This is a genomic window from Marinibaculum pumilum, assembly GCF_042646425.1.
In the GTDB taxonomy this organism is placed as follows: Bacteria; Pseudomonadota; Alphaproteobacteria; order Ferrovibrionales; family Ferrovibrionaceae; genus Marinibaculum; species Marinibaculum pumilum.
Genome location: NZ_JBHRTR010000035.1, coordinates 54,606 through 76,830 on the forward strand (window position 1 = coordinate 54,606; position 22,225 = coordinate 76,830).

Consider the following 22,225-nt stretch of genomic DNA (forward strand, 5'->3'; position numbering starts at 1 on the left):
GACGAGCAGCGCACCCTGCGCGACGAGAGCCGGCGCCACATCGCCGCCCTGCAGGCGAAATATGCCGAGGCGACCGGGGTGACGAGCCTGAAGGTCAAGCACAACAACATGCTGGGCTATTTCGTCGAGGTCGGCGCGCGGCATGCGTCGCGGCTGGGATCGGACTTCGCCCACCGGCAGACGATGAAGGATGCGGTGCGCTATTCCACCGGCGAGCTGGCGGACCTGGAAAGCCGCATCGCCGACGCCGCCGGTGCCGCCCAGGCGCTGGAGGAGGAGGTCTTCGCCGGCCTGCGCGACCAGGTGCTGGCGGTGCATGGCGCGCTGGCCGCGGCGGCGGAGGCCCTGGCCGTCATCGACGTCGCGGCCGCGGGTGCGGAACTGGCCGCCGATGCCGGCTGGGTGCGCCCGACGGTCAGCGAGACGCGGCGCTTCCATATCCGCGGCGGCCGCCACCCGGTGGTGGAGGCGGCGCTGCGGGCGGCCGACGGCAGCCCCTTCGTGGCCAACGATGTCGACCTGGGGGAGGCGCAGCGGCTCTGGCTGCTGACCGGCCCCAACATGGCGGGCAAGAGCACCTTCCTGCGGCAGAACGCGCTGATCGCGATCCTGGCGCAGGCCGGCCTGTTCGTGCCGGCGGCGGAGGCGGAGATCGGCCTGGTGGACCGGCTGTTCTCCCGCGTCGGCGCCGCCGACGACCTGGCGCGCGGCCGGTCGACCTTCATGGTGGAGATGGTGGAGACGGCGGCGATCCTGAACCAGGCCGGGCCCGGCGCGCTGGTGATCCTGGACGAGATCGGCCGCGGCACCGCCACCTATGACGGCCTGTCGATCGCCTGGGCGACGGTGGAGCATCTGCACGACGTGAACCGCTGCCGGTCGCTGTTCGCCACCCATTATCATGAGCTGACGGTGCTGTCGGACCGCCTGCCGGCGCTGGTGAACCGCACCATGCGGGTGAAGGAATGGCGCGGCGACGTGGTCTTCCTGCACGAGGTGGCGGAGGGCGCCGCCGACCGCTCCTACGGCATCCAGGTGGCGAAGCTGGCCGGCCTGCCGCCGGCGGTACTGGCGCGTGCGCGCACCATCCTGAAGGAGCTGGAGCGCGGCGGGCAGAAGGGTGCGGTACGCGCCCTGCTCGACGACCTGCCGCTGTTCGCCGGCCTGACCGCCGATCCGGCAGCCGGCAGCGCCGCTGCGCCGGCGGCGGCGGTCGCGGTGCATCCCGCCCTGGCCCGGCTGCGCGGCCTGGCACCCGACGAGCTGGCGCCGCGGGAGGCGCTGGACCTGCTGTACGAGCTGAAGCGGCTGGCGGAGGAGGATCCGGGCTAAGGTGCCCGCCCTGTCAGCCGGGGGGACCGGGCTGTGGCGCGGGCAGCACCAGCCGCGCGCCGTCGCTGAACGACAGGATCAGCTGCCAGCGCTGCCAGCCGCCGCGATAGCTGTCCACCGCCGAAGCCGGCACCACGATGCGGGTGAAGCGCCGCCTGCGCGGCGGGTCCATGGCGCGGGCGACGATGTCGAGCGACAGGCCGACCGAGACACCGCTGTCCGACGAGCCGTACAGCGCCACGCCATAGTCGCGGTCCGGCGGCGGCCGCTTCAGGTCGCCGGCATAGAGCGAGCGGCCGGTCGGCGGCCGCAGTTCCGCTTCCGCTATCGTGCCCGTTGCCAGGGCGGTGACCAGCACCTGCCCGGCACCGTGGAGATCCTCGCTGCCCCTGCCGCGGTCGCCGTCGACCCAGCGGACGGAAGCCTCGGGCAGGTCGCTGCCGCCGAACCAGCCGCAGGCGCTGACCAGCAGGCAGAGGCAGAGGCCCGCCGCCAGCCGGGCGCGCGCGGGGCGACGGAAGCCCTGGCCGGACGACTGGTGGCGCCGTGGCGAAGCCGCTATCGTCCGCCCCGATCCGAAATGCAGAAGATGCGCGCGCGGCGCCCGCCGGGGGCCCGCCGCCGAAGGGGAGGAGAGTTCCGCATGACCAGCCTGTTCGACCTGACGGGAAAGGTTGCCGTCGTCACCGGTTCCAGCCGCGGCATCGGCCGCGCCATTGCCGAGCAGCTTGCCGCGCATGGCGCCAAGGTGGTCGTCTCCAGCCGCAAGGCGGCGGCCTGCGACGAGGTGGTGAAGGCGATCGAGGGTGCCGGCGGCACCGCGATCGCGATCCCGGCCAGCATCTCCGACAAGGCGCAGCTTGAGACCCTGGTGGCGGAGACGAAGAAGCATTTCGGTCAGATCGACATCCTGGTCTGCAACGCCGCGGTGAACCCGTTCTTCGGCACCTCGAAGGACATTCCCGACGATGCCTTCGACAAGATCATGTCCTCCAACATCAAGTCGAACCACTGGCTCTGCAACATGGTGATCCCGGAGATGGCGGAGCGCGGCGACGGCGCGGTGGTCATCGTCTCCTCCGTCGGCGGGCTGTTCGGCTCCGACAAGCTGGGCGCCTACTGCATTTCCAAGGCCGCCGACATGCAGATGGCGCGCAACCTGGCGGTGGAATGGGGGCCGAAGAACATTCGCGTGAACGCCATCGCGCCCGGCCTGATCAAGACCGATTTCGCCCGCGCGCTGTGGGAGAATCCGGAGATCCTGAAGATGGCGACCAAGGGCTATCCGCTGCGCCGCATCGGCCAGCCGGAGGAAATCGCCGGCGCCGTGGTCTTCCTGGCCTCGAAGGCGGGCAGCTTCACCACCGGGCAGACCCTGGTGATCGACGGCGGCGGCGCCATCAATCAGGGCGGCTGAGCGGCCGCGGCCGGGCCCGCCGGGGCTTGAAGTCCCGGCGCCGGTGCCGCACATCGCCTGATGTTTCCCGGCGGCCGGACACCGCGCGGGACGGAAAGGCAGAGGCATGTACGAAATACCGCACCGGCGCCGGATCGTGGCCCGTGCCGAACTGCTGCAGGCGCTGGGTTGCTACGGCCGGGTGGGCGGCCCGCTGTCCGACCCCTCCGCGGCGCGCGCCCTGGCGCTGGAGGTGCTGCGGCCGGCGCTGCAGGCCGGCGAGGCGGAGCTTCGCCGGCGCTTCGAGTCGGGCGGCCGCGCGCGGGAGATTCTGCACGGGCGCAGCTATCTGATCGACCAGCTGGTGCGGGTGCTTTTCGATTTCGCCTCCACCCGGGTCTGGCCGCTGGCCAACCCGACCGAGGCGGAGAAGCTGTCGATCCTGGCCGTCGGCGGCTATGGCCGCGGCGAACTGGCGCCGCAGTCGGATATCGACCTCTTGTTCCTGTTTCCCTACAAGCAGACCTCCTGGGGAGAACAGGTCGCCGAGTTCATGCTGTACAGCCTCTGGGACCTGGGGCTGAAGGTCGGCCATGCGACCCGGTCGGTTTCCGAATGCCTGCGGCGGGCGCGGGACGATGTCACGATCTCCACCGCGATCCTGGAATCGCGCTGGATCTGGGGCGACCAGGACCTGGCGCAGGAGCTGGCGCGGCGCTTCGATGCGGAGGTGGTGGCAAAGACCGGCGCCGCCTATGTGCAGGCCAAGCTGACCGAGCTGCGGGAGCGCCATTCCCGCATGGGCGACAGCCGCTACCTGGTGGAACCCAACCTGAAGGAGGGCCAGGGCGGCCTGCGCGACCTGCAGACCCTGGTCTGGATCGCCCGCTTCTTCTACCGCATCGACGACCTGTCGGAGCTGGTCGGCCGGGGCATCGTCTCCGCCACCGAATACCGCCGCCTGATCCGTGCCCAGGCCTTCCTGGCCAAGGTGCGCTGCCACCTGCACTATGTCACCGGCCGGCCCGAGGAAAGGCTGACCTTCGACGTGCAGACCGAGATCGCGCACCGCATGGGCTATACCGACCGCGCCGGGCAGCAGGCGGTCGAACGCTTCATGAAGTTCTACTTCCTGACGGTGAAGGATGTCGGCGACGTCACCCGCATCTTCTTCCGCGCGGTGGAGGAGGAGGTGGAGAGCCGTTCCCTGTTGCGGCTGCCGCGGATCCGGCGCAAGCGCACCCGCGACGGCTTCGTCACCGACGGCAAGCGGGTGACGGTGGAGAATCCGGATGTCTTCCGGCAGGACCCGGTGCGCATCCTGCGTCTGTTCCACCTGGCGGAGGCGCAGGACCTGGACCTGCATCCCGACGCCCTGCGGGCAGTACGCAGCCATCTGGACGTGGTCAACGCCGCCCTGCGCAAGAATGCAGAAGCGAACCGGCTGTTCGTCGACCTGCTGACCTGGCCCGGCCGGGCGGAGCGGGCGCTGCGCCGCCTGAACGAGGCCGGTGTCCTGGGCCGCTTCGTCACAGATTTCGGCCGGGTGGTGGCGCAGACCCAGCACGACATGTACCACGTCTATACGGTGGACGAGCATACCATCCGGGCGATCGGCATCCTGTCGCGGATCGAGCAGGGCACCCTGGCGGAAGACCATCCGCTGGCCACCGAGGTGATCAAGAAAGTGCTGTCGCGCCGGGTGCTCTACCTCGCCCTGTTCCTGCACGACATCGCCAAGGGCCGCGGCGGCGACCATTCCGTGCTGGGGGCGGAGGTGGCGCACAAGCTGGCGCCGCGGCTGGGTTTCACCGAAGCGGAGACGGAGACGGTGGCCTGGCTGGTGCGCTGGCATCTGGCGCTGTCGGCCACCGCCTTCAAGCGCGACCTCGCCGATCCGAAGACGATCACCGACATCGCCCGCCATGTGCAGAGCCCGGAGCGGCTGCGGCTGCTGCTGGTGCTGACGGTCTGCGACATCCGCGCTGTCGGCCCCAATGTCTGGAACGGCTGGAAGGGGCAGCTTCTGCGCACACTCTATGTCGCGACGGAGGACGTGCTGCTGGGCGGCCATGTCGAGCGCAATCTGGAGCGCAACGCCACCCGGTCGCGGGAGGAGCTGACGCAGCGCCTGGCCGACTGGCCGGCGGAAGAGCTGGATGCCTACCTGAACCGGCACATGCCGTATTACTGGCAGGCCTTCGATATAGAGGCGCATGAGCGGCATGCCCGGATGATCCGCCGCGCCGACCGTGCGGGCGACCCGCTGACCCTGGAGACCCGCACCGACAGCTTCCGCGCGATCACCGAGGTGACGATCTACACCCAGGACCATCCCGGCCTGTTCGCTCGCCTGACCGGTGCGCTGTCCGCCGCCGGCGCGACGATCGTGGACGCGAAGGTGCACACCACCCGCGACGGCCAGGCGCTGGACACCTTCCTGATCCAGGACCTGAACGGCGATGCCTTCGACCGGCCCGACCGGCTGGCGCGCCTGTCGCGCATGGTCAACCGCACCCTGGCCGGCGAGGTGAAGCCGCGGCAGGCGATCGCGGCCGGCAATCCGGGCGAGCCGGCACGGATGCGCAAGGTGTTCAAGGTCGCGCCCGTGGTGCTGATCGACAACGGCGCCTCCGCCAGCCACACGGTGATCGAGGTGAACGGCCGCGACCGGCCCGGCCTGCTGTACGACGTCACCTGGGCGCTGTTCACCCTGAACCTCACCATCCACTCCGCGCATGTGGCGACCTATGGCGAACGGGCGGTGGACGTGTTCTATGTCCAGGATCTGGTCGGCATGAAGGTGACCTCCGCCAGCCGCCTCGCCCCGATCGAGGCGAAACTGTTGGAGGCGCTGCTGACGCCGGAGGAACGTGCCGCAGGCGGCGCGGCGAAGGCACCGGCGCGCGGCCGGTCCCGCAGCCGCGAGCGCGAGAAGGCGGCCGCCGGCTGAGCCCGGTTTCCGCGCCGGTGCCGGCCGGAACAGTCTACGGTTGCGGGCCGTCGCATCCGGCGCATGATCTGGCCCAGCAGACGACAGAGATTCGGGGGTATCGAGTATGGGGGCGGGGCTTCTGACCACCGTGGCCTTGGTCCTGGCAGTGCTGGCCGGGACGTTGATTCCGATGCAGGCGGGCCTGAACGGCCGGCTGGCCCAGGCGATGGGCACGCCGATCTGGGCGGCCGGCGTGTCGTTTCTGATCGGCACGTTGATCCTGCTGCCCCTGGCCGCGCTGCTCCGCAGTCCTGGACAGGCGCTCGCCGACCTGTCCGGCGTGCCCTGGTGGGCATGGTTCGGCGGTCTGATGGGCGCCTGTTTCGTCAGCATCACCGTCTTCGCCGCGCCGATCGTCGGTGCCACCGCGATGATCGCCGCGGTCATTGCCGGGCAGCTGATCGCCGCCCTGGCGCTCGACCATTTCGGCCTGGCGGGATACACCGCCAATCCGATTGGCTGGCGCGACCTGGCCGGCGTCGTCCTGCTGGTGGCCGGGGTCGTGGTGCTGCGGTTCGGCCGCGGCTGACGGCGCTTTCAGCCGCCCCGGCACCCGGACGGCCGGGCGGGGATAACGCTGCCGGCCGCTATTTCGGCCGGCAGCTGTGGTGGTGCTGCACGTCGGGCAGGCCGTGCAGCCTTTCCGCTTCGAAGGCGGCGAGGTCGGCGGTCAGGCGCAGTTCGATCGCCGCGTCCAGGGCGTCGCAGATGGCGGCGGCGGGGTCGGCCCCCTGCCCCGTGCCGTTGAGAAAGCGCCCGGCATCGGGGTCCGGATCGGGCAGCCGGCAGCGTGCCCGCGTCGCATCGTCCGTGGCCAGGTCGCAGCGCATCTCCTCCCGCACGCGGACCAGCCATTCGCCCAGATGCACGCACATGTCGACGGTGCGGAAGGGTTCGCCGCGCCGTTCCTCCCGCACGTCCTCGCACAGGGCCGTGTGGTTTCCGGCGGCGGCCTGATAGACGCCGTCGGTGCGGGACAGCCGGATCTCCATCGTCGCCGCCACCGCCTCGCGCCGCCAGTAGCGGTAGCGTTCGGCATCGGCATAGTCGAAGGCGATGCTGCAGGCGCAGGTCACGGCGTCCGGGGCGGTGCCGCTCTCCTGGCCGGCGGCCGGGGCGGTGGCGGCAAGCGTCGGGCCAAGCAGCAACGCTGCGGCGACCGCCGACGTGCGCAGCGCCCGCCCGGCGGTGGTCGGACCGGCCGGTGCCAGTGTTCTGGCGGTTCTGCGCGACCGATTCTGGCCAAGGTTCATCCGGCCCCCCTGAAATCCCGTGGCGGGCACGCGGCGACCGACCCTACCCCGGCCGCCACGCCCGGCGGGACCATTGTCGGTCGAAGGCCACCGGAATTCAAAGCGGATTGCGCTCGCGCCCGTTGCAGGCCGCTGCTACAGGGAGGAACCGCAGTGCCGATCATTCGGGTTCCAAGCCGCCCATGACGTCCAGTCCCGCGCCGGTCATCCCCCTTCTGCGCGCCTTCGCGACGGTCAGCGGCATGACGATGCTCAGCCGCCTGGCCGGCTTCGTGCGCGACATGCTGATCGCCGCCTTTCTGGGTGCCGGCGTTGTGTCGGATGCCTTCTTCGTGGCGTTCAAGCTGCCCAACTTCTTCCGGTCTCTGTTTGCCGAGGGCGCCTTCAACGCCGCCTTCGTACCGCTGTTCAGCGCCACCCTGACCCGGGAAGACCGCGACAGTGCGATCCGCTTCGCCGAGGACGCGCTGGCGGTCCTGCTGACGGTGCTGGTGCTGTTCGTGGCCGTCTGCGAGATCGCGATGCCGGTGCTGATGCTGGGCCTGGCACCCGGCTTTGCCGGCGATGCCGAGCGCTTCGACCTGGCGGTCGAGTTCACGCGGATCACCTTCCCCTACCTGCTGCTGATCAGCCTGGTCTCGCTCTGCGGCGGCATCCTGAACGGGCTCGGCCGGTTCGCCGCCGTTGCCGCGGCGCCGATCCTGCTGAACCTGACGATGATCGGCTCGCTGCTGCTGCTGACGCCGCTGCTGCCCAACCCGGGCTATGCGCTGGCCTGGGGCGTCCTGCTGTCCGGCATCACGCAGTTCGCCTGGCTCGCCCTGGCCTGCCGCCGGGCCGGCATCGACCTGCGCCTGCGCCTGCCGCGGCTGACGCCGGGGGTGCGCCGCCTGCTGCGGCTGATCCTGCCGGCGGCGGTGGGCGCCGGGGTCACGCAGGTCAACCTGGTGGTCAACGTGATCCTGGCCTCGCTGCTGCCGTCGGGGGCGATCTCCTACCTGTTCTATGCCGACCGGCTGAACCAGCTGCCGATCGGCGTGGTGGGAGTGGCGGTCGGCACCGCGCTTCTGCCCTTGATGTCGCGGCAGATCGCCGCCGGCGACGCCGCGGCCGCGATGTCGAGCCAGAACCGCGCCATCGAACTGGTGCTGCTGTTCGGCCTGCCGGCCACCGCCGCCCTGCTGGCGGTGCCGGAACCGATCATCGCGGTCCTGTTCGAGCGCGGCGCCTTCGGTGCGGCCGACCGGGAGGCCACGGCCGCCGCCCTGCGCGCCTATTCTCTGGGCCTGCCGGCCTTCCTGCTGATCCGCAGCTTCACACCGGCCTTCTATGCGCGGCAGGACACCCGCACGCCGGTGGCGATCGCGATCGCGGCGATGAGCGTCAACCTGGCCGCCTCCCTCGCCCTGATGTGGAGCCTCAGCTATGTCGGCCTGGCCCTCGCCGCGGCCCTGGCGGCCTGGGTCAATGCCAGTCTGCTGGCCTTCGTCGCCTGGCGCCGCGGGCTCTGGCGCGGCGATGCCCGGCTGTCGTCGCGCGCGTTGCGGATGCTGGTGGCCACCCTGGCCATGGCGCTTGCGGCGCTGGCCATCGCGCATCTGCTGGCGGACTGGTTCGTCGCGGCCAGCCTGGCCCGGCAGCTGGCGGCCCTGGCGGCCCTGGTGCTGGGCAGCGGCCTGCTCTATGGCGGCCTGACGCTGCTGCTGGGGGCGGCGCGGCCGTCCGATCTGGCGCGGATGATGCGGCGCGGTCCGAAGCTGCCCTGAAGGCCGGGGCAAGGAACGCGTTGACCTTTTCCGCCGCGCGCGCCATGAAGGCCGCCGCCCGTGCAGCTTCCGGCGCTGGCGTCAGTCCCTGGCGCCGCATCCGGCTGGCGGCGCACGGCAGATCCCCGGCAACCGCAACCTGCAGCAGACCCATCCATGAGCGACAGAAAGCTGATCTTCTCCGGCATGCAGCCCACCGGCAACGTCCATCTGGGCAACTACCTGGGCGCGATCCGGAACTGGGTGAAGCTGCAGAAGGACTATGACTGCATCTTCTGCGTCGTGGACCTGCACGCCCTGACCATGTGGCAGGAACCGGCGATGATGGCGGCCCAGACCCGCGAGGTCGCGGCCGCCCTGATCGCGTCCGGCATCGACACCGATCATTGCCTGCTGTTCAACCAGAGCATGAACCCGGACCATGCCCAGCTGGCCTGGATCTTCAACTGCGTGGCCCGGGTCGGCTGGATGAACCGGATGACCCAGTTCAAGGAGAAGGCGGGCAAGGACCGGGAGCGCGCCAGCCTCGGCCTCTATGCCTATCCGGCGCTGATGGCCGCCGACATCCTGGCCTACAAGGCGACCCACGTGCCGGTCGGCGAGGACCAGAAGCAGCATCTGGAGTTGACCCGCGACATCGCGATCAAGTTCAACCACGATTTCGAGACCGAGCTGTTCCCGATCTGCGAGCCCCTGATCCTGGGCCCCGCCGCCCGGGTGATGTCGCTGCGCGACGGCACGCGGAAGATGTCGAAGTCCGACCCGTCGGAGCAGGCGCGGATCACCCTGACCGACGGCCCGGACGAGATCGCCCAGAAGATCCGCCGCGCCAAGACCGACCCGGAGCCGCTGCCCGAGACGGCGGAGGGGCTGGACGGGCGGCCGGAAGCTGCCAACCTGCTGGGCATCTATGCCGCCCTGACGGACAAGGATCTGGCCGCCGCCGTGACGGAATTCGCCGGCCAGCCCTTCTCCGCCTTCAAGGCGGCGCTGACCGAGGTGGCGGTGGCGGAGGTGGGGCGCATCGGCACCGAGATGAAGCGGCTGATGGCGGATCCCGGCGCGGTGGACGCCATCCTGCACCGCGGCGCGGAGAAGGCGCGCGCCATGTCCGCGCCGGTGATGGCGGAGGTCTATGCCGCCATGGGGCTGCTGCGGCCATGATCCGGCGGGAGCCGCGGCGGCGGCCGGCGGCGCGCTTGATGCGGTGCCGGCGGAAGGGCAACATCCGTCCATGACACGGGAAACGACGGCGGACACGAAGGGCAATGTGCGTGCGGACCGCCGCCGCACCAAGTTCCTGACCGTGGTCGACGACACGCCGGAATCGCGGGTGGCGCTGCGCTTCGCCGCCAGCCGCGCGGCGAAGGTCGGCGGCGGTGTCGCGGTGCTGCGCGTGATCCAGGCCGGCGACGACAATCAGCAATGGCTTGCCGTGGCGGAGGCGATGCGGGAGGAGGCCCGCGACGAGGCGGAACGCCTGCTGCGCGACCTCGCCGCGCAGGTGAAGGAGCGCACCGGCCTGGTGCCGGAGGTGATCATCCGCGAGGGCACCCTGCGCAGCGAGCTGCTGCGCCTGATCACCGAGGATCCGGACATCCGCATCCTGGTGCTGGGCGCCGCGCCGGGCCCCGATGGCCCGGGGCCGCTGGTCACAGCGCTGGCCGGTCAGATGCCGGGCGACTTCCGCATCCCGGTCACCGTGGTGCCGGGCAAGCTGACCGACGAGGAAATCGAGCAGCTGACCTGATGCTGCTCAGCCGGCGGCAGTCCGCGCCTGCGTGCCGGCCGGCTCCGCGCCACGCTGTTCCGCCGCCATGCCCGACGGGGCCGTCTGCCCGGCCAGGCTTTCGGGATCCAGGGCGAAGACCTGCTGCGGCCGCCGCACGCCGCGCAGCGCATGGGCGCCCATGTCCCGCATCGGCTGGCTGGCTGCCGCGGCGAACTCGGCAGAAGCCAGCACCGGCAGGTTCAAGGTCTTGCACAGCTCTTCCAGCCGCGCGACGGTGTTGACCGCCGGTCCGATCACCGTGAAATCCAGCCGGTCCAGCGCACCGATATTGCCGTAGATCACCTCTCCCAGATGCAGGCCGAGTCCGACCCGCAGCGGCGGGGCGCCGCCGATCCCGCGGCCCTGGTTCAGGACGTGCAGCCGTTCGAAGGAGGCATGGGCCGCCGCCAGGGCGTGGTCGCAGGCGGTACCGGGCTCCGCCCCCTCGTCGATGCGGAAGATCGCCAGCAGGCCGTCGCCGAGGAACTTCAGCACCTCTCCGCCATGGTCCTGGATCGGCCGTGCCAGGCATTCGAAGAAGTCGTCCAGGGTGACGATCAGCTCGTGCGGGCGCATGCGGTCGGCCATCGCGGTATAGTCGCGCAGGTCGCTGAACCAGATCGCCGCCCGGATCTTGGCGCCCTGGCCGCGCCGAACCGTGCCGGACAGCACCTGCTGCGCCGCGCCCTGCCCCAGATAGGTGTTCAGAAGGTCCTCCGCCATGCGGTAGGCGGAGCGCAGCTCGAGCCGCAGCGAGACGATCGGCATGATGTCGTTGATCACGCCCAGCTGGTCGGCGGTGAAGCCGTTCGGGCAGTCGCTGGACCAGGAGATGAAGGCGCGCACGCCGCGGCTGAACTCCAGCGGCATCACCAGATAGTCGGTGATGCCGTCGGCCTTCAGTTCCTCCAGGATCGGGAAGTCCATCGGGGTGGCCGGGTCGCAGAGGCGCCGCCGGATGGCGACGCCGGTACGGTGGATCAGCGCCACAGGACTGTCCCGGTAAAGGGCGGTATCCTGGATGCCATGTTCGCGCGGGATCTCGCGGGCGCCGCTGTCGCGGGTCCATTCCAGCCCGCGGGCGAAATGCTGCGGATGCACCGCCGGCAGGCCGGCGGAGACGCGCGCCAGCGGCACGCCCTCCGCGGAGAGGCGCTCGCAAAACTGGGCGAAGAACGGCAGGGTCGGCATGTCGCGGTGCGACTGGTCCAGAAGCCAGTCGATCATCCGGGCGAGCATGCGCGACCGGTTGCCGCTGCCTGCGAGTTCGATCATGGGCCTGCCCGATCCAGGCGTCGCTGCTGTTCGGCAGGACCCGGTCGCCGACCGCGCCTTGCCATCCCCGGACAGAAGTAGCCCCTTGCCCGCGGTTTCGCCAGTGGCCGGGCGGGCTTTTCGGCCGCGGCCGGGCCCAGCCCGGCGGCTGCCTCGGGGCTGCCGCGGCGCCAGCGGCTTGATCATTCCGCGTCGGCGACCCATCTTGCGGTCTCGACGCAACATAAAGCGATATCGGACGACAATGTTCATCCAGACTGAAACCACGCCGAACCCGGCGACCCTGAAGTTCCTTCCAGGCGTCACCGTGATGCCGGAAGGCACTGCCGACTACAGGAGCGCCGGAGAGGCTGCGAACTCTCCGCTGGCGCAGCGCCTGTTCCAGGTCCATGGCGTCCAGGCGGTCTTCCTGGGTACCGATTTCGTGACGGTCACAAAGGATGACAGTGTCGAGTGGCACCTTCTGAAATCGTCCATCCTGGGTGCGATCATGGAGCATCTGATGGCCGGCCTGCCGGTCGTGGAGGGTGCGGACGAAGGCGCTGCCGGTGCCGAGGATTATGCCGAGGCCGATGCCGAGATCGTCTCCCAGATCAAGGAGCTGCTGGAGACGCGTGTGCGGCCGGCGGTGGCGCAGGACGGCGGCGACATCGTTTTCCGCGGCTTTGACGCTGGGGTCGTCTATCTGCACATGCAGGGCGCCTGCGCCGGCTGCCCAAGCTCGACGGCGACCCTGAAACATGGCATCGAGAACATGCTCCGGCATTTCGTGCCGGAGGTGAACGAGGTGCGGCCGGTCTGAGGACGGGCCGTCGCCCCGGCGCAGGCCGGGTGCGGGCCAGGGCCGGGCGGCAGGCTGCGGAGGCGCGGCGCCGCCGCGGCCATTGGCATTGGCATTGGCAGGCGACGCAGATGCGCGGCTGTCCGGATATGAGATCTGCAGGTCCGTTCCGCAGGCGCTGCCGGCCCGCTTGCCGGCATTGCCCGGCATCGCATGCCGGCACCGGAATGGCGGTTTCAGGGTGGCAGCATCGGGGGCGAAGGCATGAAGCGGCGTAGATCGCCGACCTCGACAAGGGCGATCCGGACCGACTTTGCACGGCTGATGGTGGGCCTGGGCGGGCTGGCATTGCTGGGCCTCGGCGCCGGCGGTGCCGTTTCGGCAATCCACATGGACGGCACGCCCGTGACGCCGCCGCGGTTTTCCGAACGGCCGCTGCCGGTGGACCCGGATGTCCGCATGGCCACCCCGGCACCGCAGGACAGCCTCCCGGTGCCGGAGGCGCAGGGCGGGGGCACGGTGCAGGCCAGGGCGGCGCACCTGCCGGCACCGGCCGTTGCAGATGCCGATGCGGATCCCGGCCAGCCGGCCATCGCGGCCGGTGACCCCACCGCCGCGGCGCCAGCTTCCGCGAATGCGACCGCCGCCCTGACCGTCGGCGTCCATGCCGCGACCGACGACATCCTGCCCGCCGGACCCGCGCCGCTGCCGGGGGCGCCCGCCGCCGATGCGGCCGGCGAGGTGCCGGACCCGCGCCGCGTGGATCGTGAGATCGCGCCGTACCGGCTCGATGCCGACCCGCCGGCGCCATTCCGCCTGGCGTCCCTGCTGCTGCAGCCGGAGAGCCTTGTTCCCGGATATGGCGTCGAAACGCCGGGCGGGGACCGGCACTGGCGCCGCACCGAAGACCTTCTCGCGGCCTTTGGCGATGCCGACTACGACCTGCGACGGATCCGGGCCGGGGAAAGCGGGGTGCCGCGCATCTTCGTGGGCGCCCTGCCGGAGGACCTGCGGTCGATCCGCCACCCGGAGCGGCGAAAACGCACCTTCATCAAGACCGTCCTGCCGCTGGTCCTGCGTGCCAACCAGGAGGTGCTGGCGGATCGCCGGCGGCTCCAGGGGCTGGTCGGGCGCCTGGAGGCGGGCACGCCTCTGAACGGCGAACAGCAGGGCTGGCTGTCGACGCTGGCCGACCGCTATGGCGGCTCGGCCGACGATCCGGCGGAGCTGCTGCGACGGGTCGATATCGTCCCCGTCTCCCTGGCGCTTGCCCAGGCGGCGGAGGAATCCGGCTGGGGCACCTCGCGGTTCGCCCGCCAGGGCAATGCGGTCTTCGGGCAATGGACGTGGGATACAGAGGCCGGGATCGTGCCGCGCGACCGGCCGCGGGGCCGAAGCCATCTGGTCCGGAAGTTCCCGGCACTGCAGCAGTCCGTGTCGGCCTATATCGACAATCTGAACAGCAATCCGGCCTATGCCTCCTTCCGCAAGGCGCGTGCCGGCCAGCGTTCGAAAGGCGCCGCCGATGCCGCCGCGGAGGCCCATGCCCTGGACGGCTACGCGCTGGCCGGCCATATGAGCGCCTATTCGGAGCGCGGCGCCGCCTATGTGCGCACCCTGCGCACGATCATCGGCCATAACGACCTGCAGGCGTTCGATTCGGCGCGGCTGTCGGACACGATCCGGCCCTGGACCACGCAGCTTGCCGGCGATGCCCTGCGCAGCGTGTTCTGAACGCGGCCAGTCCCGAAGGCGACCGTGCCTGCCGTCCTAGCGGCCTTCCGCCAGCGTTGGCGGTGGCCCGGCCGGCACCTGCAACTGCATCCCGAACCAGCGCCAGCGGCCTGCGCCTGCGCCGGCGGCCGGCAGGGTGCAGTTGATGCGGGTCCGTCCCGGCGGCAGGGGCCCGGGCAGCATGACCTCGAAGCGGCGCGGTCCGATCGGGCGCAGCGGGACCGGTCCCGTGACGTGCGAGGCATAGCATGCCAGGCCGTCCAGCGGCCCGAGGCCGGCGGCAAGGGTGAACCGCAGCCGGGGCGGGTTGGCGCCCGTCACCACCGGATCGAACGGTTCCAGGTCCGTCAGCGGCAGGGGCAGCGCATTGGTCACCAGCGCGAACCGGTCCGGCGTGCCATAGCGCTCGTTGATCGGGAAGCGCGGCAAGGTCAGCAGGTCGCCGCCGGCCCAGGCCACCCCCGACTGCTGCCCGAAGGCGGCGGTGAACCCGGCGTCGCCGACGAGCTTGCGCACCGGCGGGCTCCATTCGCCGTAGGGATAGGCGAACAGCGCCGGGGCGGCGCCCAGGCGGTCGGAGAGGATCGCCTGGGCGTCCAGGACCTGGCGGCGCAGTGCCGCATCGTCCATCCCGGCCAGATGGCGATGGCTCAGGCTGTGATTGCCGATCGCGACGCCTTCCGCGGCCAACCGCTCCAGCGCCGCCCAGCCCAGGAAGGCATGCCCCGGCCGATCCGCCGCGTCGGGGGATACGAACAGGGTGACGGGGAAGCCGGCGGCCCGGAAACGGGGCCAGGCCGTCTCGGCAAAGGTCCGGCTGCCATCGTCCACGGTGATGCCGACCGTCCGCGGCGGCAGCTTGTGTCCGGCGCGCAGGGCGGCGGCGATTTCCGCCACAGGCAGGACCCGGTGCCCGCCGGCCTGCAGCGCGGCGATCTGGGCGTCGAGCTGCGCCACCCGCACATTGGTCTCCGGATGGCCTGCCCCGCCGAAGCGATGGTACAGCAGGATGACGGCATGAACGGCGTCCGCCGGCTGCTTCGCCGTGCCAGGAATCGCTGCCGCGCCGGCGGGCGGGGCCAAGGCCAGGGCCGCGGCGCCGGTGCCGAAGCGTGCACATTCTTTCAGGAACCGGCGGCGGCCCGATGCCGGGGCGCGATGCCGGCTTTCCTGTCGGGGCGAGGAAATCATGTCGAAGCCACGCAATGATTAGGGTCCAGCTGCCGCGCCGTCCTGCGGCACGCCGCGACAATACCTGTCGGGGCGGACATGTTCCGGCGACGGACGCCGGCCCGCCCGCTTCCTTATCGCGCCGCCTGCCGTGCGGGGGAACCCCGTCATGACGGTGCTGGCGATCGATACCGCCTTCGCCGCCTGTCAGGTGGCCCTTCTATCTGCCGAAGGCGAGCTGCTGTACCGGGAAAGCAGAGCGATGCAGCGGGGCCAGGCGGAAGTCCTGCCCGCCATCCTGCAGGCGGCCTTCGCGGCCGCGGGCTGCCGCCCCGCGGCGCTCGGGCTGGTCGCCGTCAGCATCGGCCCCGGCAGTTTCACCGGCGTCCGGGTCGGCGTCGCCGCGGCCCGCGGTCTCGCCCTGGTGGCGGGCTGCGACGTGGTGGGGATCACCACCCTGGAAGCCCTGGCGGCGATGGCCCCGGCGGATGCGCTTCAGTGCGGTGCGGCGGGGCTGGCCGTGATCTCCGCCCGCCGTGGCCAGGTCTACGCCCAGCCCTTCCGTGCCGCGCCCCGCCCGCGCGACCTGGGCCCGCCGCAGGTCGCCGACCTGCACGGCCTGGACCCCCTGCCCGGCGCCGGCGGGCCGCTGGCATGGGCCGTCGGCGACGCGGCCGCGGATGCCGTCGTGGCCGGCCTGGCGACCCACCTGGTGCCCGACAGCGAACTGCCCGCGCCGGAGAGCCTGGCGCGCCTGGCGATGGCGGATCGTGAGGCCGGGCAGCTTCGGCCGGCGCTGCCGCTCTATGTCCGGGGGCCTGGCGCCGCTCTGCCGGGCGACGCGCCGGCGTGACCGGCGTGACTGCGACGGCCGGCGGACTGGTCGTGGCCGGGGTCGGTGATGCGTCTGCCCTGGCGGCGCTCCATGCGGCGGCATTCGCCGCCGCCGCGCGCTGGCCGGCGGCGGAGATCGAGGCGCTTCTGCGGTTGGAGACCGTGACCGGCCTCCTCGACCACAGCGGCCCGCCGGCGAAGGGCTTCGTGCTGTTCAGCCAGGTGGCGGAAGAAGCGGAGATCCTGACCCTTGCCGTCGACCCGGCATATCGCCGCCAGGGACTTGGCCTTTGTCTTGTCGCTGGCGCCACGGCGGTGGCGACATCGCGCGGTGCCGCGCGCCTGCTGCTGGAGGTCGGGGAAGGCAATGCGGCGGCGCGGGCGCTGTATGACCGGGCCGGCTTCCGGCAGGTCGGGCGGCGGCCGGGCTACTACACGGCGGGGACGCAGCGGGACGACGCTCTTGTGCTGGAACTTCGCCTTCCAGTAGCGAAAGACTAATCCGGCGAATGCGAATCGCTGTCACGACTGCCGGGATGTGTTGCAACAGCGAAACCCTGAACACATTTTTCCGTGCTACTATGGAGAAATAGGTTGCCTATTTGCGAATATTACACAATCTTTCTCCCCATCTGTTCCGGCAGGTTGCCGGTAATGCACCAGGAGACGAGCGAAGCATGACGGAGAAGGTTGAGAAGGGAAAACTGCTGGCATTGACGGCCGAAATCGTGGCCTCGCATGTTGGCAACAACCGTGTGGACTCCGCAGAACTTCCGCAGATCATTCAGCAGGTCTTTTCGAGCCTGAGCTCCGTCGATGGTGCGCCGGCGCGTCCGGAACGGCCCCAGCCGGCCGTTCCGATCAAGAAGTCGGTCACGCCGGACTACATCATCTGCCTGGAGGACGGACAGAAACTGAAGATGCTGAAGCGGCATCTGAAGACTGCCTACAATATGTCTCCGGAAGAATATCGCGAGCGGTGGGGCCTGCCGGCCGACTATCCGATGGTCGCGCCGAACTATGCATCCCAGCGCCGCGAACTCGCGAAGAAGATCGGCCTCGGGACGAGCCGCCGCAAGCGCCGGCGCAGCTGACGAAGCGCGGCGGGCCAGCCGGCTGCCGGCAGCAGGTCGTCGGCGGGGGTCGGCTGGCCGGCCGCTGCGCTTTGCCTTGCCTGACCGGGTGCACCATATTGGAGTGGTCCGATGACGGACCCGCTCCTGTCGGTGCGGGAGCGGCCGGAAGACGATGATTCGAAACTGAACGGGGACGCTGGCGGCAGTTGGTCGCAAGGGTCGCGGTTCGCAGGCGGCAGGCTCGGATCGCCGCTTCCGATGCCGCGGATGGGGAGGCCGTCCTGCCAACGCCCGTGCGCCGCAGCACGGGCGGGCGAGAGAGCGGCCCGCCGCCTCCTGTGCGGACAGCAGAGAGCCGGTTGGGAACGGATGCCAAATCGTTTGGAAAAGCTCTGCCTGGACAAGGGCATGCGGATGACGGGCCAGCGCCGGATCATCGCGCGGGTTCTGTCGCTGGCCGAAGATCACCCGGATGTCGAAGAACTCTACCGCCGTGCCTCGGAGGTCGATCCGAACATCAGCCTGGCCACCGTCTACCGGACCGTCCGTCTGTTCGAGGAGGCGGGGATCCTGCAGCGCCATGATTTCGGCGATGGCCGTGCCCGCTACGAGGAAACCCCCGAGGAGCATCACGACCACCTGATCGACATGCGCAGCGGCCGGGTGATCGAGTTTCACGACGATGAGGTCGAGGCCCTGCAGGAGAAGATTGCCGCGCGGCTCGGGTACCGGCTGATCGACCATCGGATGGAACTCTATGCGGTGCCGCTGGAGGACAAGGACAGGTCCGGTCGCTGACCCGGCAGGATTGACCTGGCGCGCTGTTTTCGGCTGCCTGCGGGTCCATGCCGCAGGGCGCCGACGCTTGATAAATCGGTCGGGGTGAAGGAAACTCCGGCTGTTTCACGGGGCGCCGCGGGGCCGCAATGACGGACCGCAGGCCGGCCGTGACCGTTCCCGGGCAGCCGGTCTGCCGGGACCCGGACCGCGCGCAGTCCCTGGTGCGGCGGCGCCGGAGCAACGAGTGGCCGTGCCGACCGGACCTCCGGTCGCCCGGGACCAAGCGCCGCGATGCCGGGCCCATTGGCCGGCGATTGCGTCCGACATGATCGACAATTCGGGATGCCCCTTGCCGAGGGGCCGGTAGTCCTTGCTTATGGCCAATACCCGCGCCGCAATCGCAATTCTCCTGTTCCTGACCTGGACCATGGCGCTGCTGCCCGTGCAGGCGCTGGCCGTCCAGCTGCGCTGGCGCCAGATGGCCGAAGCGGTGCCGATGCTCTACCACCGCGGCCTGGCCCGGATCCTGCGGATCAGGGTGCGGCGCGTCGGCGACATTTCACGCGACCGGCCGACCCTTTTCGTCTTCAACCATGTCTCCTGGCTGGACATCGTGGTGATCGACACCCTGTTCCCGGGCTGCTTCGTGGCGAAGTCGGACGTCGCCTCCTGGCCGATCTTCGGCCTGCTCGCCAAGCTGCAACGCACGGTCTTCGTGGAACGGCGGGCCTCGCGCTCCGCCGACAGCCGGGACGAGATGTCGGTGCGGCTGGAGCGCGGCGACAACCTGATCCTGTTCCCGGAAGGCACCTCCTCCGACGGGCTGGGGGTGCAGCCCTTCAAGAGCACCTTCTTCGCTCTGGCGGAGCGGGAGGTGAACAGCCAGCCGTTGAAGGTGCAGCCGGTGTCCCTCAGCTATTGCCGCCTGAACGGCCTGCCGGTCGGGCGGACCTGGGCCTCCAATTTCGCCTGGATCGGCGACCAGGACCTCGCGTCCCACCTCTGGCAGTTCCTGAAATCCGGGCCGTCCGAAGTGGTGGTGCAGTTCCACGATACCGTGACCATCGACGATTTCGGCTCCCGGAAGGCGCTCAGTGCGCATTGCCAGACGATCGTGGCGCGCGGTGTCTCCGACGCCCTGGCCGCGCGCGCCCCCTGGGCGCCGGGCAACGGGCCGAAGGCGGCGGGCAATCCGCTCAGCGGGCGCAGGCAGGCGCGGGTGCGACGCTTCCGGCGCCGGAAGCTGGCGCCGCGGCGTGCCGGCGCGGCCGCCCGTACGCCGGACGCGGGCAATGCACCGGCCGCCGGAACCGGGGCACCCGGAACCGGTCCCGCCGGCACCGGCGTATCCACCGGCGGCGGGGATGGCCGCCTCGCCTGACCGGCTCCGGCGGGCGGACCCCCATCCCCCTCTCTGATGACCCGTCTCCCGCCGCCGGTCTTTCAATTGCGACGCCGCGCGCCCAGATGCTAGTTTCGACGATGCGGCGCTGCGGCGCCGGTCATGCTATCGCCGGGCCTGCGGACCGCGGTACGGGCCGTCCGCCGAGACGACCGCGTGTGCGGCCAGAACTGCTGCGAGCCGGAGCTCCCTTGTCAAAAAGCTATGCCATCACGTCGTTCGGCTGTCAGATGAACGTCTATGACGCCGAACGCATGGCCGAGATACTCGAGGCCGACGGCTGGCAGGCGGTCGCGGATGCGGAATCCGCCGACCTGGTTGTGCTGAACACCTGCCATATCCGCGAGAAGGCGGCGGAGAAGGTCTATTCCGAACTCGGCCGGCTGCGGGCGCTGGATCGCGACCAAGGCCGACGGCGGCAGGTCGCGGTCACCGGTTGCGTCGCCCAGGCCGAGGGCGAGGAAATCCCCCGCCGGGCGCCTAATGTCGACCTCGTGATCGGGCCGCAGGCCTATCACAGGCTGCCGGAACTGCTCGGCGCGGCGGCGCACCGGGCGGGATCCGGACACGCGGTGGCGACCGAGTTCGCGGCGGAAGCGAAGTTCGGTTCTGCCCGCGTGGCCCGCGGCGCGGGTGCGACTGGTACCGCCTTCCTGACCGTGCAGGAAGGCTGCGACAAGTTCTGCAGCTTCTGCGTGGTGCCCTATACCCGCGGCGCGGAATATTCCCGCCCGGCCGCCGACATCCTGGCCGAGGCACGGCGCCTGGTTGCGGCCGGCGCGCTGGAGCTGACCCTGCTGGGGCAGAACGTCAATGCCTATCACGGCGCGGCGCCCGATGGCGGGGAGTGGAGCCTGGCGCGGCTGCTCGCCGCGCTGGCGGAGCTGCCCGGGCTGGAACGCCTGCGCTACACCACCTCCCATCCGCTGGAAGTGACCCCCGATCTGGTGGCCGCCCATCGCGACCTGCCGCAGCTGATGCCCTATCTGCACCTGCCGGTGCAGTCCGGCAGCGACGCCGTGCTGCAGGCGATGAACCGGCGGCATCGTGCCGACGACTATCTCCGCCTGGTGGCGGACCTGCGTGCGGCCCGTCCCGATCTGGCGATGTCCGGCGATTTCATCGTCGGCTTTCCCGGCGAAAGCGACGCGGATTTCGCAGCGACCCTCGACCTTGTGCGGGCGGTGGGCTATGCGCAGGCCTATTCCTTCAAGTACAGCCCGCGTCCCGGCACCCCGGCGGCGGAACGCGAGGACGCGGTGCCGGAACCGGTGAAGGCGGAACGCCTGGCGGCCCTGCAGGCCCTGCTGCAGGAGCAGCAGCGCCGCTTCAACGAGGCCAGTGTCGGCCGCGTCCTGCCGGTCCTGCTTGAACGGCCGGGGCGCCGCCCGGGCCAGCGCGCGGGACGGACGCCGCAGATGCAGGCCATCCATGTCGACGCGGCGCAGGACCTGCCGCCGGGTCCGGTGATCAGCCGGGTCCGCATCACAGCCGCCCATGCCAACAGCGTGTCCGGGATGCCGGTCGACGCGGCGGCGGCAGCCTAGGAGCCGGCCCGATGTCCCTGCCCCCGCAGTCGCCGCCGGGCGCGGCCGTTCCCGGTGGCGCGGCCCCCGGCGCCGCAGAAACCCCCCCGCCGGTGGTCATGGAATTCCCCGACAACCGGCTGCTCGTGGAACTCTGCGGCGACCACGATCGCCATCTCGCCCGCATCGAGACGCAGCTCCAGGTCGCGCTGACGCCGCGCGGCAACCGCCTCGCGATCGAAGGGCCGCAGGGCGCGCAGGCCGTGGCACGATCGGTGCTGACCAGCCTTTATGCCCAGCTGGAGCGCGGCCGCCCGATCGACGAAGGGGAGATCGACGGTGCCATCCGGCTGGCGCGCGGCCGGCAGCTTCAGGTGGAGTCCGGTGAGATCGACGAGGCGGAGGCCGCCGCCCGCGACAGTGCCGACGATTCCGGCGAGGAGGTCGTCACCCGCAAGCGGCGCATCCGTGCCAGATCGCCCCGGCAGGGCAGCTATATCGACGACCTGCGCCGCTGCGAACTGGTGTTCGGGCTGGGACCGGCGGGGACCGGCAAGACCTATCTGGCCGTGGCTGTGGCGGTGTCCATGATGCTGGAGGGGCGGGTCGACCGGATCATCCTCTCCCGCCCCGCGGTCGAAGCGGGCGAGCGGCTCGGCTTCCTGCCCGGCGACATGAAGGACAAGGTCGACCCTTATCTGCGCCCGCTCTACGACGCGCTCTACGACATGCTGCCCAGCGACCAGGTGGCGCGCAGCCTGCAGAGCGGCGAGATCGAGGTGGCGCCGCTGGCCTTCATGCGCGGCCGCACCCTGGCCAATGCCTGCGTGATCCTGGACGAGGCGCAGAACACCACGCCGGTGCAGATGAAGATGTTCCTGACCCGGCTGGGGGAGAATTCGCGCATGGTGATCACCGGCGACATGTCGCAGATCGACCTGCCGCTGGGCGTGCCCTCCGGCCTGCGGGATGCGCTGGATATCGTGGAGGGGATCCCTGGCATCGGCATCGTCCGGTTCACCGATGCCGATGTCGTGCGCCATCCCCTGGTGACCCGCATCGTCCGCGCCTATGCGGAGCGGGACAAGGATCTGGGCCTGCAGGCCCACGATCAGCCGCGACGAAAACGCTGAC

The 22,225-nt window shown here is 70.7% G+C and carries 20 protein-coding genes; 16 read left to right on the plus strand and 4 right to left on the minus strand.

Features of this window, described 5'->3' with window-relative positions:
• Window positions 1–1,332: DNA mismatch repair protein MutS (mutS, locus tag ACFOGJ_RS22290; RefSeq protein WP_379904742.1), on the plus strand; the 1,332-nt coding region annotated here is incomplete at its 5' end.
• Window positions 1,333–1,345: 13 nt separating this feature from the next.
• Here the strand turns inward: mutS and ACFOGJ_RS22295 are convergent.
• On the minus strand, window positions 1,346–1,690 hold the full coding sequence (locus ACFOGJ_RS22295; protein WP_379904744.1) for a hypothetical protein: 345 nt from the start codon (window positions 1,688–1,690) through the stop codon (window positions 1,346–1,348).
• A 285-nt stretch (window positions 1,691–1,975) separates the two neighbouring features.
• Here ACFOGJ_RS22295 and ACFOGJ_RS22300 point away from each other — a divergent pair, with 285 nt between their 5' ends.
• The 3 genes from ACFOGJ_RS22300 to ACFOGJ_RS22310 all read left to right on the plus strand — a co-directional run bounded on the left by ACFOGJ_RS22300 (window position 1,976) and on the right by ACFOGJ_RS22310 (window position 6,252).
• Window positions 1,976–2,749, plus strand: coding sequence for an SDR family NAD(P)-dependent oxidoreductase (locus ACFOGJ_RS22300; protein ID WP_379904746.1), 774 nt, complete (start codon window positions 1,976–1,978; stop codon window positions 2,747–2,749).
• 106 nt (window positions 2,750–2,855) lie between these two features.
• On the plus strand, window positions 2,856–5,681 hold the full coding sequence (locus tag ACFOGJ_RS22305; RefSeq protein WP_379904747.1) for a [protein-PII] uridylyltransferase: 2,826 nt from the start codon (window positions 2,856–2,858) through the stop codon (window positions 5,679–5,681).
• A gap of 106 nt (window positions 5,682–5,787) precedes the next feature.
• The gene (locus tag ACFOGJ_RS22310; RefSeq protein ID WP_379904749.1) at window positions 5,788–6,252 is read left to right on the plus strand and encodes a DMT family transporter; all 465 of its coding nucleotides are present in this window, start codon (window positions 5,788–5,790) and stop codon (window positions 6,250–6,252) included.
• A gap of 58 nt (window positions 6,253–6,310) precedes the next feature.
• Here ACFOGJ_RS22310 and ACFOGJ_RS22315 read toward each other — a convergent pair whose 3' ends face one another.
• Window positions 6,311–6,871, minus strand: coding sequence for a hypothetical protein (locus ACFOGJ_RS22315; RefSeq protein WP_379904751.1), 561 nt, complete (start codon window positions 6,869–6,871; stop codon window positions 6,311–6,313).
• A 287-nt stretch (window positions 6,872–7,158) separates the two neighbouring features.
• Between ACFOGJ_RS22315 and murJ the strand changes: the two genes are divergently transcribed.
• The 3 genes from murJ to ACFOGJ_RS22330 all read left to right on the plus strand — a co-directional run bounded on the left by murJ (window position 7,159) and on the right by ACFOGJ_RS22330 (window position 10,492).
• Window positions 7,159–8,742 carry a murein biosynthesis integral membrane protein MurJ gene (gene murJ / locus ACFOGJ_RS22320; RefSeq protein ID WP_379904753.1) on the plus strand — a complete coding sequence of 528 codons (1,584 nt, stop codon included), beginning with the start codon at window positions 7,159–7,161 and terminating at the stop codon, window positions 8,740–8,742.
• A gap of 156 nt (window positions 8,743–8,898) precedes the next feature.
• Window positions 8,899–9,906, plus strand: coding sequence for a tryptophan--tRNA ligase (gene trpS, locus ACFOGJ_RS22325; protein WP_379904755.1), 1,008 nt, complete (start codon window positions 8,899–8,901; stop codon window positions 9,904–9,906).
• A gap of 70 nt (window positions 9,907–9,976) precedes the next feature.
• Window positions 9,977–10,492: a universal stress protein gene (locus ACFOGJ_RS22330; protein WP_379904757.1), complete on the plus strand. Its 516-nt coding sequence runs from the start codon at window positions 9,977–9,979 to the stop codon at window positions 10,490–10,492.
• 6 nt (window positions 10,493–10,498) lie between these two features.
• Here ACFOGJ_RS22330 and ACFOGJ_RS22335 read toward each other — a convergent pair whose 3' ends face one another.
• Window positions 10,499–11,788: an adenylate/guanylate cyclase domain-containing protein gene (locus ACFOGJ_RS22335; protein ID WP_379904759.1), complete on the minus strand. Its 1,290-nt coding sequence runs from the start codon at window positions 11,786–11,788 to the stop codon at window positions 10,499–10,501.
• Window positions 11,789–12,032: 244 nt separating this feature from the next.
• On the opposite strand from ACFOGJ_RS22335, the gene ACFOGJ_RS22340 reads away from it, so the two are divergent.
• Together ACFOGJ_RS22340 and ACFOGJ_RS22345 are read left to right on the plus strand one after the other, a co-directional pair.
• Entirely contained in the window at window positions 12,033–12,590 is a 558-nt protein-coding gene (locus ACFOGJ_RS22340; RefSeq protein WP_379904761.1) for a NifU family protein, read from the plus strand.
• 243 nt (window positions 12,591–12,833) lie between these two features.
• Window positions 12,834–14,303, plus strand: a complete 1,470-nt coding sequence (locus ACFOGJ_RS22345; RefSeq protein WP_379904763.1) for a glucosaminidase domain-containing protein — start codon at window positions 12,834–12,836, stop codon at window positions 14,301–14,303.
• A 36-nt stretch (window positions 14,304–14,339) separates the two neighbouring features.
• Here ACFOGJ_RS22345 and ACFOGJ_RS22350 read toward each other — a convergent pair whose 3' ends face one another.
• Window positions 14,340–15,386: a polysaccharide deacetylase family protein gene (locus tag ACFOGJ_RS22350; RefSeq protein WP_379904765.1), complete on the minus strand. Its 1,047-nt coding sequence runs from the start codon at window positions 15,384–15,386 to the stop codon at window positions 14,340–14,342.
• Window positions 15,387–15,642: 256 nt separating this feature from the next.
• Between ACFOGJ_RS22350 and tsaB the strand changes: the two genes are divergently transcribed.
• The 7 genes from tsaB to ACFOGJ_RS22385 all read left to right on the plus strand — a co-directional run bounded on the left by tsaB (window position 15,643) and on the right by ACFOGJ_RS22385 (window position 22,224).
• Entirely contained in the window at window positions 15,643–16,326 is a 684-nt protein-coding gene (tsaB, locus tag ACFOGJ_RS22355) for a tRNA (adenosine(37)-N6)-threonylcarbamoyltransferase complex dimerization subunit type 1 TsaB (RefSeq protein WP_379904767.1), read from the plus strand.
• Window positions 16,323–16,808, plus strand: a complete 486-nt coding sequence (locus ACFOGJ_RS22360; RefSeq protein ID WP_379904769.1) for a GNAT family N-acetyltransferase — start codon at window positions 16,323–16,325, stop codon at window positions 16,806–16,808. The genes tsaB and ACFOGJ_RS22360 overlap by 4 nt, the downstream gene beginning before the upstream one ends.
• Before the next feature lie 176 nt (window positions 16,809–16,984).
• Window positions 16,985–17,401, plus strand: a complete 417-nt coding sequence (locus ACFOGJ_RS22365) for a MucR family transcriptional regulator (RefSeq protein WP_379904771.1) — start codon at window positions 16,985–16,987, stop codon at window positions 17,399–17,401.
• Window positions 17,402–17,752: 351 nt separating this feature from the next.
• Window positions 17,753–18,181, plus strand: a complete 429-nt coding sequence (locus ACFOGJ_RS22370; protein WP_379904773.1) for a Fur family transcriptional regulator — start codon at window positions 17,753–17,755, stop codon at window positions 18,179–18,181.
• A 358-nt stretch (window positions 18,182–18,539) separates the two neighbouring features.
• Window positions 18,540–19,544: a lysophospholipid acyltransferase family protein gene (locus tag ACFOGJ_RS22375; protein WP_379904775.1), complete on the plus strand. Its 1,005-nt coding sequence runs from the start codon at window positions 18,540–18,542 to the stop codon at window positions 19,542–19,544.
• 212 nt (window positions 19,545–19,756) lie between these two features.
• A complete protein-coding gene (gene miaB, locus ACFOGJ_RS22380; protein ID WP_379904777.1) occupies window positions 19,757–21,112 on the plus strand; it encodes a tRNA (N6-isopentenyl adenosine(37)-C2)-methylthiotransferase MiaB in 1,356 nt (451 codons plus the stop codon).
• 98 nt (window positions 21,113–21,210) lie between these two features.
• The gene (locus ACFOGJ_RS22385; protein ID WP_449288601.1) at window positions 21,211–22,224 is read left to right on the plus strand and encodes a PhoH family protein; all 1,014 of its coding nucleotides are present in this window, start codon (window positions 21,211–21,213) and stop codon (window positions 22,222–22,224) included.
• Window position 22,225: the final 1 nt, after the last annotated feature.